This window comes from Kitasatospora sp. NPDC056076, assembly GCF_042266305.1.
In the GTDB taxonomy this organism is placed as follows: domain Bacteria; phylum Actinomycetota; class Actinomycetes; order Streptomycetales; family Streptomycetaceae; genus Kitasatospora.
This window is the reverse complement of the sequence record NZ_JBHJWG010000053.1, coordinates 1-14,319: the sequence shown is the minus strand read 5'-3', so window position 1 is coordinate 14,319 and position 14,319 is coordinate 1. Positions and strand designations below refer to the sequence as shown.

Genomic DNA, 14,319 nt, shown 5'->3' with positions numbered 1-14,319 from the left:
CCGCCGTGCCCACCCGCCCCGACCTGGACGTCAGCTTCTACGACCACCTCGTCCCCAAGGCCACCGCCGGCGTCTACACCGTCACCGTCGAGCACCGGCTCAGCAAGGACGGCCGGCCCCTGGACACCGCCGCCGAGCTCCCCACGGCCGAGGGCCGGTACGAGATCCGCGCGGCGCGCTTCCACCTCGACCCGAGCTCGGTGCACGCCCTCTACCCGGCCGCCGGCGCCGCCGGTCGGTACACCCACGTGCTGCCGCACGTCACGCTCACCCGCGCGGTCCTGCCCTGGGAACGGACCCTGGCGAAGCGGTCCGTACCGGCCCCCTGGCTGGCACTGCTGCTGCTCGCCGAGGGGGAGGCGCTGGACGACCCCGCCGCCGCCGGCGAGTTCACCGACCGGCCGGTCGGCGAACTCCGGCGCCCCACCGAACCCGGCACCGTCGGGCCGGAGTTGGGCGGGGACATCGACGACACCCTGCCCTGCCGGACGATCGACCTGCCGATCGGGGTGTTCCACGCGATCGCCCCGCGCAAGGCCGAACTGCTCGACCTCACCCACGTCCGCGACGTCGAACTCGCCCCGCAGCGCCGGGACGACGGCGAAGTGCTCACCGAGGGCGCGTACGCCGTCCTGGCCGCCAACCGCTTCCCGCGCACGCCCGGGAGCTATGCCGTCCACCTGGTCTCGCTGGAGGGCCACCTCGACCGGCTCGAACCCGGCACGCTCGCGGACGCCGGGCACATCCGGCTCTGCAGCCTGTGGTCCTGGTCCTTCACCAACGCCCCCGCCGGCACCCTCGACCCCGGCACCCTGCTGCGCGACCTGGTCGCGCCCGGCACCGCGGACCCGGAGCGGCTCGCCCTGCGGCACACCCCGCCCGCCGGCGGGGGCGACACCGCCGCCGAGCGCCACATCCGCACCCGGCTGCACCACGGCTACACCGCCCTCCCCCAGCGCACCCTCGCCGGGGAGTCCACGTACGCCTGGTACCGGGGCCCGTTCACCCCGCTCACCGCCCCCGAACTGCCGCGCGAGGCCGTCGAGGGCCCGCACAGCACGGCCGACCACGCGCTGGTCTACGACCCGGCGTACGGCGTCTTCGACGTCAGCTACGCCGCCGCCTGGACGCTCGGCCGCACCATCGCGCTCGCCGACCCCGAGTACAGCACCGAGATCGTCGAAGCCCGGCGGGCCCTGGCCAACCGCGCCGCCACCCTGGCCGCGCTCGGCGCCGACCCGGTCCGGGCCCGGCAGGACCCGGACGCCCTGCCCGGCGACACCGCCCTCGGCGCACTCGCCGCGGCCGGCCTCGGTGCCCGGCTGGTCCAGGCCCTCGGTGGCGAGCCGCGCCGCGCACCGGCCCCGGCCCCCGCCGCCCGGACCGCCCGCGTCCGACCCGCCCGCGTCCGGCCCGCCGCCCTGCTCGCCGACCCGCGCGCCCGCGCCTCGCTGGCCGCGGTCGCCGAGGCCGTGACCCCGACCGCGCCGGACTGGCTGGAACGCCTGGCCCTGCTGCGCGGGGTGCCCTTCCCGCACCTGGTGCCCGATCCGCGTCTCCTGCCGCCGGAGAGCCTGCGGGCGTTCCGGATCGACGAGGGCTGGATCGAGGCGCTGGTCGCGGGCGCCGCCGACGTCGGCGCCCACACCTCGACGGACCACGCGCTGGCGCCCCTGCTGCGCGAACGCCGGTTCCGCGACGGCACCCGCCTGCCCGCCGCCGGGCTGCTGATGCACTCCGAACTCGTGCGCGCCTGGCCGGTGTTCGACCTGATCGCCACCCGGGCCGGCGAACCCGTCGAGGAACTGCGCCGGGACCACCTCGCCCCCGACCTCCTGCTGGTGCTGTGGGACGCCGTCCCGGACTCGGTGAGCATCCGCGAGCCGGGCCAGGGCATCCACTTCGGCATCAACTCCGAGGCCCGGATCAGCCTGCGCCACCTGACCGGCAGCGCCGTCGGCTACCCGACCGGCACCGAGTTCCCCGACCCGGCGAGCGGCCGTACCGTCTTCGACCACCTGCGCCCGGGCCAGGGCGGGCGCCTGCCGGACGTGCTCACCCTGCACGGCGACGGCGGGCTGCTGCCGGCCCTCGCCGCCGCCTGCGGGAGCGACCTGTCACCGGGGCGCTTCGCCCTGCAACTCGTCAACGCGCCGCTGGAACAGCTGCTGCTGCCCGCTCCCCGGACCGACCTGCCGTGCGAGGCGGACACCTTCGTCCAGTACGGCCAGGGCCCGGTCGACGGCACCCGCCACGAGCTGATGGTCAAGAACGAGGGGCCGGCCAGCTCCGTCACCCGGATCGCCTACCTGCGCTTCGACGCCACCGCGCTGCCGCCCGCCGACCGGATCGCCCGGGCCGTCGTCCGGGTGCACGCGGCGGCCAGGGACGCGGGCGGCTTCGACCTGCTGCTGCACGGCACCGGCAACGACTGGGCGGAGACCACGCTCGCCTGGGCCGACCGCCCCGAACTCTCCGCGCAGCCGCTCGCCCGGGCCCGCCTGGGCGCCGTCGACGCCTGGACCTGGCTGGAGTTCGACGTCACCGACCACGTCCGCGCCCGCACCGGCGGCCGGGTCTCGGTGGCGCTCACCAAGGCCCAGGCCGCCCGGGAGCTCGCGGTGATCACCTCCCGCGAGGGCACCTCGCACCGCCCCGCCCTGATCGTCACCACCACGCCGACCTCGACCGCGGGGGACTCCGACCGATGAGCGACACCGACCTGATCGTGCCCGTCCAGGTGCACGCCCTGCTGGTCAACCGGAAGGTGCGCACCCTGCACCCCTTCCACCGCCCCCAGCCGAGCTTCGACCGGATGCTCGGCACCCAGCCGAAGACCAAGGGCCGGGGCGCCGCCGAACCCGAGGCCTTCACCGGAGGCAAGGAGGTCGGCGGGGACGCGGGCTTCGAGGGCGTGCACCTCCAGTGGCAGCTGCCCGAGGCGCTCACCGACGGCTTCGTACCGGACGACGGCCAGGACACCCACTTCCCGCTGGTGCCCAACCGCTGGCTGGTGGTGCGCTACGCGTGGGTGCGCGGCGCGCGCAAGGTCCGCGGCTGGGTGGTGCACAGCGACTACCTGTACTCGGACGACGAGGGCGCCTCCTGGGACGACAAGGAGGCGATCAACAGCTTCGTCGACCCGCGCCGCGAGGAGCCGGAGGTCGACTGGCTCGGCCGCCGCCACGTGCTGACGCCCGGCACCCCCTGGCGGGAGCCGGAGGCCAAGCGGTCGCTGTTCCTGAACGCCGCCGGCGCCGGACTGCCCAACTTCGCCGCCTTCGAGCCGTACCACGAGAACGTGTTCGCCCTCCACGACGACCTCCAGGACCTCAGGGACCCGGCACACGGCGACAGTTACCCGCCGGACGCCGAACTCTCCTACCTGGTCGCCGGGTGGTACAGCAACACCGACCACGACTTCCTCCGGGCGGCGGCCGCCATCCCCGGGCTGCTGCCGCCGGACGCCTCCCCCGACTCCGCCGCCGAGGTCGTCGCGGCGCTGGGCTGGACCCTGGCCGGGCGCGGCGCCGCCGTCGCCGGGGGCCTGGGTACGGCGGCCGGGCACGGCGTCGAGCACCTCCTCGACCACCAGGACGACACCTACTACCTGAGCGCGAACGCCCCCGTGCGCTCGGACCGGATCACCGTCGACCTGGGCACCGTCCAGGACGTGAGCTCGCTGCGCGTCCTGGCCGGCGACCCCGACGACGCCCACCTGCTGCCCGCCGTCCGGATCCAGACCTCGGTGGACGGCACCGACTGGCCCGCCGCGCACCACCAGGACTACGACGCCGGCACGCCCGTCCTCGAGTACTCCCCCGCCGCGCCCGTCCGGGCCCGGTACGTCCAACTGTGGCTGCTGGAGGCCGGACCGGAGCCGGTCGCCGTCCGGACCTTCGAGGTGACCGCCGCACCGGCCCTCGGGCGCAGCGTCTACCACGGCACCGCGCTCGGCCTGGAGTGGCGGCACGACGGCGACGCCCCCGAGGACAGTCGGCCCGACCCCAACCGCACCGACGTCGCGTTCGGCCACAGCACCGGCGAGGCCGCGGCCGAGCTGTTCGACCGGCAGAGCGACCCGCAGCACGACTCGCCGGGCACCGCGCAGCTGCTGAACGCGCTCTACCACGGCACCCTGGACACCTTCGACGGCCCGGACGGCGACCGCGACCTCGCCGAGACCACCCGGCGCAGCTGGTTCTCCGGCAGCGAGGGCGGTCACCGCTGGCAGATCCTCGCCCGTCCCGATCAGGACCCCGGGGCCGGGAGTCGCCGGGCGCCGGCCGTCGCGCCGGAGTGGCTGGCCCGGCTCAACGCGGACCAGGCCGAACACGACACCCGGCTGCGTGAACTGACCGAGCACCAGTGGCGGGTGTGGGCCCTGCACTGGCTGCGCCACCTGCCGGAGGGCGAGCGGCCCTCGCAGCTGCCCGAGGGGTTCGACGACGAGTGCGACCGGCTGCTGGAGCCCGCCAACGAGGGCCCGGCCAAGGACGCCGACGACGCCCTGCGACGCATCGAGGAACTCCGCGGCCTGATCCCGTGGCCCGAGCCCGGCCAGGACCTCCAGGACGTCGCCGACACCTGGGCCGCCGAGCGGGGCCTCGACCCGGGCCTGCAGCTCCGGCGGCAGCCCGGTGACGCCTTCTACAAGCCCGCCGACCCGGTCCTGCTGATCAACGGCAGCGGCGGCGGCACCGTCCCGCTCACCCGCGACCGCGACAACCCGCTGCCCTGCCGACTCGGCACCGACCTGCTGCGCGAGGTGATGATCGGCTCCTCCTGGAGCCCGGTCGAGGCGAGTCCGCCCGACCCCGGCCTCACCGGCCTGCCCGCCGCCTGCGCGGCACTGCTCAAGGAGTTCGCCCTCCTGGAGCGCGCCGCCCGCACCGCCGACGGCGCCCGCACCGCGCTGCACGCCGTCGTGGAGAGCCCGGCCACCCGCGCGCGCGGTCCGCTCGCCGAGTACACCGCGCCCTGGCAGCAGCCCTGGCTGCCGATGACGCTGATGTGGAAGCTCAGCTGGTTCCCCACCCCCTACCGCAGCGACGGCACCACGCACTGGACGTTCAGCCCGCCCGATGACGGCATCGACGCCCACCACTACACCTGGGACGGCACCGGCACCCTGGCGGCGGACTTCGAGAGCGAGGGCGACGTCCTCAACCGCCTCTTCCGCTCCCGCGCCTACCTCGCGCCCACCACGGTGTACGTGCTGCGCGAACAGCTCGCCCGCTACCGGGCCACCCACCCGGGCGCCGACCGCGCCGCGCTGGCCGGACTGCGCCGGGAGCTGGAGCCGCTGGACGTGCTGTCGCAGACGCTCGACGGGTTCAACGACTGGCTGCTGCAGCTCGACGGCGGCGCGCAGGTGCCCGTCGAGGGCGCGGTCGCCAGGCTCGCCGGGCCGCAGAACCATGTCCCCGACCCGGCGACCGGCGCGTTCACCGGCCGCCACCAGCCCATCCGCGCAGGGCAGTTGTTCCTCACCGACCTGCGCCTGCTCGACCGCTTCGGCCGCTGCGTCGACCTGGTCACCTCGGGCGACGAGGGCAACTGGTACGGCCAGTACCCGGTGCTCACCGCCTCCGTCACCCCGAGCCACCCGCTCTACACCGAGCCCAGGATGGAAAACCCCGAGCGGTTCGTCCAGCTGCCGCCCCGGCTGCTCCAGGACGCCCGGCTGGCCTTCACCCAGGAGCCGTCCGGGCGCAGCGACGGACTGGCCGGCTGGCTGCTGGTCAACCACCTCGACCAGGCCCTCGGCGTGTACGCACCGGACGGCGCCGCCGTGGGGGACGTACGGATCGTGCTCACCCCGGACTCCGGCGAGGCCGCCAGGTGCGTCCCGCTGCCGCACTCCCCGTACACCGGGCACACCGACCCCCGGCTCCTCGCCGACCATCCCGAACTCGGCGGTTTCCTGGCCGGGTTGATCGACCGGCCGGACTCTGCCGGGGCGTTCCGCGCGCTCGTCGCCACCGTCGACCGCAGCGTCGCGGGCATCGTCGACACCGCGCCCGAGTCCGGGCCGCTGCCCGCCCGGCTGATCGGGCGGCCGGTCGCCCTGGTCCACGCCACCCTCGACCTCGAACTCCACCACCAGTTGCCGACCGATCCGTCCTGGGACACCGTCCTCGAACCGGTCACCGGCGCCCACGAGGACGAGGACTGGAACATCCGGCTCGGCGATCCGGAGCGCCTCGACGACGGCCTGATCGGCTACTTCGCCGGAGCCGCCGGCGAGCGGGTAGACTACGGCCTGCTGCGCGCGCTCGACCCGGCCGCCGACAGCGACTACCTGGACCCGGTCACCGACGGCGGCGACCTCGCGCTGCCCGCGCGCCCGCCCGTCCGGCGCCGCTTCCGGCGCGTCACCATGATCGCCCACCCGCACCTGCCGGTGCACGCCACCACCGACATCCTGCCCGTGCACGCCCTGCGGCTGGACGCCGAGCAGGTGCACCGCGCGCTCGGCGCCATCCGGGCCTCGTTCCGGCTCAACCCGCTGCTCGCCACCACGCGCGACCTGCGCCGCCTCGACACCACCATGGCCGTCGACCCGGCGCACCCGCTCGGCAACATCGCCGGACGCGCCCCGGCGGCGGCCGAGTTCCGCAGCCTCGGCGCACCGGCCGCCGGGAGCACCGTCGTGCTCGACCTCGGGTCGGTCCAGCGGCTCGCCGGGTACTCCCTGCTCACCGGCACGGCCGACGGCTCCCACCGGCCGGGGAACCCGGTGCTGGAGTACTCGGAGCGCGGCGAGCCGAACGGCTGGCGGCACCTGCCCTACGACGCCGAGCAGGCGGTGAACGAGCACACCCTCGACGAGGCCGTCCCCGCGCGGTACGTCCGCCTGCGGCTCACCACCGGCGCCGACGGCGTCTTCGGCATGCGGCGCTTCGCCGTCACCTGCGACCCGGACGACGCCGCTCTCCTCCTGCCGCCGCTGTCCGCCCGCTACGGCACCTGGAGCTGGGCCCAGCCGCAGGCGACCGCCACGGACGACCTGGACTGGGACGAGCGGCCGCTGTTCCCCGCCGACCACCTCAGCCACCCGGACGACCCGGCGCCCACCGCCCGGGCCGGCTACCTCCAGCTCCACCCGGCCGCGCCGAACCCCCCGGCCCGCTGACCCGCCGACCCCGCCCGCCACCCACCACCGGAAGGACCGCGCCGCATGGCCGTGACCGCCACGACCGACCTGCTCCGCTACACCCTCACCACCTCCCCGCCCGACCTCGTCCGGGCCACCGCGGGCCACCCCCGGCAGGCCCGGCTGGAGATCGCCGTCACCCGCAACCCGGCCGCGGACGGCGTCCCCGACTGCCGCAGCATCACCGTCGAGGTGCCGACCGGGGACGGGGCCGACGCCCTCACCGCCCGTGCCGAGCGCATCGACACCGCCTACCGGGCCCCGCACGGCCGCAGCTGGCACATCCGCGCGACCACCCCGGAGCCCGGCCGCACGGTGTTCACCTGCACCCCCGAAGGCCCGCGCGGCAAGGCCGGGTTCGACGACCGGGAGGACTTCACCCTCGTCCTGGAACGCATCCCGCTCACCGGCCCGCCCGGCACTGTCCAGCTGCGCATCAGCGACGAGACGGCGACCGGCTCCGGCGCCTACGCGCGGCGCAGCACCGTGCTGCCGGTGGCGGTGGTGTGCGAGTGATCGAGGTCATGGCCGCCACGGGGGCCCTGCTCGACCTGGTCTGCGACACCAACCCCGACCCGGTCACCGTCTCCACCGCCACCGAGACCAAGCGGGCGACGGTCTTCCTGACCTTCCGCAGGCCGGCCGGGAGCGCAGACGTCAAGTGCCGCGCGCTCAGGGTCACCGTTCCGGTGGGCACCGCGGCCGGCGACCTGTCCCTCAACACCGACGCGGCCCACGCCGACGACATCGACGACTACCCGCGCGACAGCGGCGGGCCGGAGTGGGACATCGAGCGCACCACCGTGCCGCCCGAGCCGACGGCACCGGGGCAGGTCACCTCGATCACCTTCACCTGCACCCCGCCGACCGGCGAGACCACCTTCGGCGCCGGGCGGGAGTTCACGCTGCTGCTGTCGAACATCCCGGTCAACCGCACGGTCGGGGCCGCCCGGCTGACCGTGACGGAGACGACGCGGCCCGGCTCGGGGAGCACCGACTGGGCAGACCGGCCGACCGGGGTGCCGGTGGTCGAGAAGCTCGCGAACGAGTTCTACGTGCGGAACTTCTCCAGCCGGGTCGGCCGGGTCGCCCACGGGCAGGCCGCCGTCCTGGAGTGGGAGGGCACCCCGCAGAACAGCGAGTACTACCTCTACTGGGACGACGAGCCCGCGAAGCGGCTCCCCTCCACCGGCCCGCTCACCTACACCACCCACGCGCTCACCCGGACGACGACCTTCGTGCTCGACGCGCAGACGCGGAACGCCGCCAACCAGACGGTGCACCACTACCGTTCGACCACCGTCACCGTGAAGGACCCGGACGTCCTGGCCAGGACCCTCACCGCCGCCGACAAGCTCGCCGTCCACGACACCTTCACCGCCGACCGGACCGACGCCCGCAGGACGTGGGCCCGTACGACGGACTTCACCGGCGACGTGACCATCAGCTGACGACCCGAGGCGCCCCCATCCCATGGCAACCAGTCCGCTCGCGCCCGACGGCCGCCTCCAGGCCGAGTGCGTGCCCAGCCCGAACCCCCTTCCGGTCTCGACGCCGAGCAAGACCAAGAACGGCGTCCTGCGCCTGACCTTCTCCAAGCCCGACGGCAGCCCCGACGTCAAGTGCCGCTCCATCACCGTGTCCCTGCCCATCGGGACGGCGCCGACCGACCTCACGGACAACCCCGTGCCGATTGACGGCAACCAGGACGGCGGGCAGGGCACCTGGCTGATCGTCCAACGCCCCTCGAAGGAGAGCTCCCTCACCTTCGTCTGCACCCCCGAGGCCCCCGGCAACCAGGTCACCTTCGACGCGACCCGCCGCTTCACGCTCAAGGTCTCCGCCATCCCCGTCGCCCGCACCCCCGGCGACGTCCGGCTCACCGTCACCGCCCACACCGCCACCGACAACGACTGGGAGGACCGCCCCGTGGACACGCCCGAGGTCGGGAAACACCGTGAGGACGCCTCCGCGTTCTTCTTCCGCGCCTTCTCCAGCGTGCAGCCGCGGGTGGCGAACAAGGGCAAGGCGACGCTGCGGTGGGAGGGCAGCGAGGCGGGCACCGAGTACTGGCTGTCCTGGGACGAGGGCGCACCGGTGAAGGTCACCGGCCTCAGCCACCAGAGCCACGAACTCACCGACACCACCACGTTCGTCCTGGACGCCCGCACCAAGGGCGCCGACGGCCAGGACGTCCACCACTACCTGTCCACGACGGTCACGGTGAAGGACCCGGACATCGTCGCCAGGACGGTGACGGCGAGCGACAAGGTGACGGTGACGGAGACCTTCACCGCCGACAACAAGGCCGGGAAGAAGACCACGATCGGCGCCACCACCTTCGACGGCAACGTCACCGTCACCACCGGCAACACCCTGACCGTCGCCGGGCAGATCAACGCCAACGGCGGCGTCAACGCCACCACCCTCACGACCAGCGGCGCCCTCAACGCCAACGGCACCGTCACCGCGAAGGCCGATGTGGTCATCGAGTCCGCGTACGCCCTGCGGACCGACACCATCTGGTCCTCCGGCAAGAGCGCGACCGGCACCGTCAACCTCCAGAGCAAGGTCGACTTCAAGCAGCCCGTCACCGCCAGCAACACGGTCACCGCGAACCGGGACGTCACCATCGACTCCGGCTACTCCCTCAAGGCGGCGAAGATCTACGCCGCCGACGGCGCCACGACCAGCACCGTCACCGTCAAGAGCAAGCTGGCCGTGGAACAGGCCGTGACGGCCATCGGCGCCGCCCAGACACTGTTCTCGAACTACCTGTCAGGCTTCGCCGACCGCACCTACACGGCCGCGGGCGGCGACGGATTCGTCCACGTCCGGCTCCAGAGCCTGCGGACGGACACGTCGTCCAGCGCCTGGCAGTTGCACGCCCACCACCGCATCACCGTCAACGTCGGCGGCGTGGACTACCAGTCCTCGACCGCCCAGTCGGGGTGGAAGGACAACGGCACGTTCCCGGGCGACAGCGTGGTCGTCCCCGTCAAGAAGGGGCAGACGATCCGGGTCACCGCGCAGAAGGGGAGCACGGGCGCGTGGTTGGCGCTCACCTGGACCCCGCTCGGCGGCAGCCACGCGCTGACGTAGGAGCAGCCACCGGCCCCGGAAGAGCACGGCAGCACAGGCCGGTGCCGGCCGCGCCCGGAGGGCGTGGCCGGCACCGGTGAGCCGGGGGAAGCGAATTCACGTTACGGAGAGTTCGACGGCGACCCAAGTCCCGGGTCCTTCCGGGAGTGGCGGTACTACGGTCGGAGAATTGCCGTTCGGGGGCCCGCTCCGCCGGTTCGTCAGAGGATCTTGATGGAGTTCACCTTCGGCGGGTGGTTCGGGTACGAGATGTCCGTCCAGCGGTTGACCCGCACCGAGTCGCCGTTGGCGTCGGAGTAGACCAGGTCGTTGTTCCCGGTGGAGATCCGGTCGACCCACCACCCGCCGAAGCCGATCTCCCCGCCGTTCGCGTAGCAGTCCACGCTGTCGCGGCCGTCCAGGTGCGACCAGATCTTCAGGAAGTCATTACGGCTCCCGTCGCACGGGATGTGGTCGATGGCGAAGGCGCTGCCGGACGGCACCGCCACCGTGAGGGTGGCCGCCGCGGCGAAGGCCATGGCCATCGAGCCCACGACCTTCTTGACATTCGAGAACATGGATTCTCCCCAGTCGGATCACATGAATAATCGGAGTCCGCTCCACAACGAGTTTCCGTTGCGTCGTGCTCGATCAGTATCCGGAACGCCTTTATGAGGGTCAATCGAACAGACCTTGGCGCACGGCGTTCTCGGTCATTTCCCTCCGGAATTTCGGCAAGGCGTGGGGCGTGTCGTTCCGGTGGGTTCACCCGATGACGTGTCGCGGCCTGCCGGGAGGAGACGGGGCGGCGTCCTCCCGCCCGGGGGCAGTGTCGGTGGGGCGGGGCGGTGGTGTCAGTCCGGATGGTTCCGGGTTCCGGGGTGGGTAGCGGGTGGTTAGCGTGCCCCGGGTGGTCCGGAGGGGCCGCTGCCACGCGTCTTCAGGAGGTCAGGATGACCGCGCACCACCCCGGTCGTAGGGCTCGCCGCCGGTGTACGGCGTGAGGGGCCGAGCGGTGCCGGGCTCCCTTCCCCGGCTGGCGCTGGTGGCGGCCGCGCTGCTGCTGCCGGTGGCCGTACCGGCCGCGCCCGCCGGGGCCGCGCCGACGGCGGTGGCCGGGTTCGCGGCGTCCTGCCCGGCCCGCGGCCAGATCTCCCAGGGCTACAGCCAGGAGCACAACGGCATCGACATCGCCAACGACTACGGCACCCCGATCTACGCGGTGGGCGACGGCGAGGTGACGGCCTCCGGCCCGGCACAGGGCTACGGCCAGTGGATCCGCATCCTGCACCCGGACGGGACCATCACCGAGTACGGGCACATGCGCGAGCGGGACGTGGCCGTCGGCGAGCACGTGACGGCCGGTCAGCAGATCGCGCTGATGGGCAGCGAGGGCCAGGCCAGCGGACCGCACCTGCACCTGCGGGTCTGGGCCGACGCCAACGCGACCGTGCGCACCGACCCCGTCCCCTACCTCGCGGACCGCGGCATCACCATGCCCTGCCGACCGGGGACCGGTCCGCGTCCGGCACCGCTGGTGTATCCGGCGCAGTCCGGGAAGGTGGTGTCGGCGCGCGGCGCGGACGGCCGCCTGGAGGTCTTCGCGGCCGGCACGAACGGCGTCTCGCACGCCTGGCAGACGGTGGCGAACGGCGCCTGGTCGGACTGGGAGTCCCTCGGCGGCCCGGGCGGCGCCGAGTTGGCCATCGGACCGGACGCGGACGGACGCCTGGAGATGTTCGCCCTCAACGGCAGCACCCTCCAGCACCGCTACCAGCTCGCACCCTCCGGCGCCTGGTCGAACTGGGAGACCTTCGGCGGCGGTGGGCACGGCCTCGCCGTGGGCGCCAACCAGGACGGACGCCTGGAGGTCTTCGCCTCCGGCCCCGCGGGCCTCTTCCACAAGTACCAGACGGCACCCAACAGCGGCTGGTCCGACTGGGAATCGGCCGGCGGCGGCCCCGCCGACAGCGAAGTCCGCCTCGGCAAGGCACCCGACGGCCGACTCGAAGTCTTCGCGCTCAACAGCACCACCTTCCAGCACCAGTGGCAGACCGCCCCCAGCGGCGGCTGGTCCGCCTGGGAGACCTTCGGCGGCGGCGGACGCGCCCTCACCGTCGACCACAACGAGGACGGCCGCCTCGAAGTCCTCGCCTCCGGCCCCACCGGCGTCTTCCACAAGTACCAGACCAACCCCACCACCTGGTCCGACTGGGAGCCCACGGGCGGACCGGCCGACTCCCGGCTGACCAGCCAGCCGACGGCGGACGGCCGCGTCGAGGTCTTCGGCATCAACGGCAGCGCAGCGCAGCACATCTGGCAGACCGGACTGAACGCCCCGTACGGCCAGTGGGACACCTTCGGAGGCGGCGGCACCGGGATCACCGCCGCGACCAACGCCGACGGCCGGATCGAGGTCTTCGGGACCAGCAGCGCCGGCGTCTACCACAAGTGGCAGACCGGCTTCTCCACCTGGTCCGACTGGGCCTGGCTCAACACCACCGCCGGCCCCGCCGTCAACTGAGGAGAGCTCACGTGACCAGCACACCACGCGCCCGTCGGGCGCCCCGCCGCGTCCTGCTGTCCGCGCTCACCGCGCTGGGCGTGGCGGCGGGCCTGACGGCGGGCGCCACGCCCGCGCCGGCCGCCACCGGCATCGACCTGTGCGCCGAGGTCGGCTACAACGCGGGCTTCCGGGGCGACGCCCTGGTCACCGCGATCGCCGTCGGCATGGCCGAGTCCAGCTGCAACCCCTCGGCGTCCAACGTCCAGAACAACACCCCGCCGTCCCGCGACCGCGGCCTGTGGGAGATCAACGACTACTGGCACCCCGAGGTCAGCGACGCCTGCGCCTTCGACGCCCAGTGCAACGCCAACGCGGCGTACCGCATCTCCAACGGCGGCACCAACTGGCAGCCCTGGTCGACCTACAACCAGCGCGCGCACGAGCGCTACCTCGGTGCGGCGCAGGCCGCGGTGGACCGGCTCGGCCACCACGACCCGGGCCCGGCACCGTTGGTCTACCCGGCGAAGTCCGGGAAGGTGGTGTCGGCGCGCGGCGCGGACGGCCGCCTGGAGGTCTTCGCGGCCGGGGCCAACGGTGTCTCGCACGCCTGGCAGACGGCGGTGAACGGCGCCTGGTCGGACTGGGAGTCCCTCGGCGGCCCGGGCGGCGCCGAGTTGGCCATCGGCCCGAACGCGGACGGACGCCTGGAGATGTTCGCCCTCAACGGCAGCACCCTCCAACACCGTTACCAGCTCGCTCCGTCCGGCGCCTGGTCGGGTTGGGAGACCTTCGGCGGAGGCGGCCACGGCCTCGCGGTGGGTGCCAACCAGGACGGACGCCTGGAGGTCTTCGCCTCAGGCCCGGCGGGCCTCTTCCACAAGTACCAGACCGCACCCAACAGCGGCTGGTCCGACTGGGAATCGGCCGGCGGCGGACCGGCCGACAGCGAGGTCCGCCTCGGCAAGGCCCCCGACGGCCGACTGGAGGTCTTCGCGCTCAACAGCACCACCTTCCAGCACCAGTGGCAGACCGCCCCCAGCGGCGGCTGGTCCCCCTGGGAGACCTTCGGCGGCGGCGGACGCGCCCTCACCGTCGACCACAACGAGGACGGCCGCCTCGAAGTCCTCGCCTCCGGCCCCACCGGCGTCTTCCACAAGTACCAGACCAACCCCACCACCTGGTCCGACTGGGAGCCCACGGGCGGACCGGCCGACTCCCGGATCACCAGTGAGCGCTCCCCGGACGGCCGGGTGGAGGCCTTCGCCATCAACGGCACCACCGCGCAGCACATCTGGCAGACCGGCGTGAACGCGCCCTACGGCCAGTGGGACGGCTTCGGCGGCGGCGGCACCGAGATCTTCGCCGCCGCGAACGCCGACGGCCGGATCGAGGTCTTCGGCGCCAGCAGCGCCGGCGTCTACCACAAGTGGCAGACCGGCTTCTCCACCTGGTCCGACTGGGCCTGGCTCAACACCACCGCCGGCCCCGCCGTGGGCTGACACCCCCGGCAGTCCCCGGCGGCCGGGGGGGGCGGGGCCGGCCACGCCGCCCGGGCCCCGCCCCACCGGGGCCG

At 73.8% G+C, this 14,319-nt stretch carries 8 protein-coding genes; 7 read left to right on the top strand and 1 reads right to left on the bottom strand.

The genetic code is table 11. The features are described from left to right. Positions 1-5 precede the first annotated feature (5 nt). From ACFC1T_RS32465 to ACFC1T_RS32445, 5 genes are read left to right on the top strand one after another with little or no spacing between them, the layout of a single operon-like run. The gene (locus ACFC1T_RS32465; RefSeq protein ID WP_375894636.1) at positions 6-2,711 is read left to right on the top strand and encodes a DNRLRE domain-containing protein; all 2,706 of its coding nucleotides are present in this window, start codon (positions 6-8) and stop codon (positions 2,709-2,711) included. Next, positions 2,708-7,138: a discoidin domain-containing protein gene (locus tag ACFC1T_RS32460; RefSeq protein WP_375894633.1), complete on the top strand. Its 4,431-nt coding sequence runs from the start codon at positions 2,708-2,710 to the stop codon at positions 7,136-7,138. Before ACFC1T_RS32465 ends, ACFC1T_RS32460 begins: the two co-directional genes overlap by 4 nt. A gap of 45 nt (positions 7,139-7,183) precedes the next feature. Beyond that, entirely contained in the window at positions 7,184-7,675 is a 492-nt protein-coding gene (locus ACFC1T_RS32455; RefSeq protein ID WP_375894632.1) for a hypothetical protein, read from the top strand. An 8-nt stretch (positions 7,676-7,683) separates the two neighbouring features. Then, complete coding sequence (locus tag ACFC1T_RS32450) at positions 7,684-8,610, top strand: hypothetical protein (protein ID WP_375894629.1); 927 nt, start codon at positions 7,684-7,686, stop codon at positions 8,608-8,610. Between the two features lie 22 nt (positions 8,611-8,632). Then, positions 8,633-10,261 (top strand): hypothetical protein, encoded by a 1,629-nt coding sequence (locus ACFC1T_RS32445; protein ID WP_375894626.1) that lies wholly within the window; start codon positions 8,633-8,635, stop codon positions 10,259-10,261. 200 nt (positions 10,262-10,461) lie between these two features. On the opposite strand, the gene ACFC1T_RS32440 is transcribed toward ACFC1T_RS32445, so the two are convergent. Then, a complete protein-coding gene (locus tag ACFC1T_RS32440; RefSeq protein WP_375894624.1) occupies positions 10,462-10,818 on the bottom strand; it encodes a beta/gamma crystallin domain-containing protein in 357 nt (118 codons plus the stop codon). A gap of 437 nt (positions 10,819-11,255) precedes the next feature. On the opposite strand from ACFC1T_RS32440, the gene ACFC1T_RS32435 reads away from it, so the two are divergent. Continuing rightward, positions 11,256-12,764, top strand: coding sequence for a peptidoglycan DD-metalloendopeptidase family protein (locus ACFC1T_RS32435; RefSeq protein ID WP_375894621.1), 1,509 nt, complete (start codon positions 11,256-11,258; stop codon positions 12,762-12,764). Positions 12,765-12,775: 11 nt separating this feature from the next. Beyond that, a complete protein-coding gene (locus tag ACFC1T_RS32430; protein WP_375894619.1) occupies positions 12,776-14,245 on the top strand; it encodes a hypothetical protein in 1,470 nt (489 codons plus the stop codon). Positions 14,246-14,319: the final 74 nt, after the last annotated feature.

Excerpts from the sequence above, each read along its gene's own strand:
- ACFC1T_RS32460 (WP_375894633.1), top strand. The coding sequence starts at position 2,708 with ATGAGCGACACCGACCTGATCGTGCCCGTCCAGGTGCACGCCCTGCTG.
- ACFC1T_RS32455 (WP_375894632.1), top strand. The coding sequence starts at position 7,184 with ATGGCCGTGACCGCCACGACCGACCTGCTCCGCTACACCCTCACCACC.
- ACFC1T_RS32450 (WP_375894629.1), top strand. The coding sequence starts at position 7,684 with ATGGCCGCCACGGGGGCCCTGCTCGACCTGGTCTGCGACACCAACCCC.
- ACFC1T_RS32445 (WP_375894626.1), top strand. The coding sequence starts at position 8,633 with ATGGCAACCAGTCCGCTCGCGCCCGACGGCCGCCTCCAGGCCGAGTGC.
- ACFC1T_RS32440 (WP_375894624.1), bottom strand. The coding sequence starts at position 10,818 with ATGTTCTCGAATGTCAAGAAGGTCGTGGGCTCGATGGCCATGGCCTTC.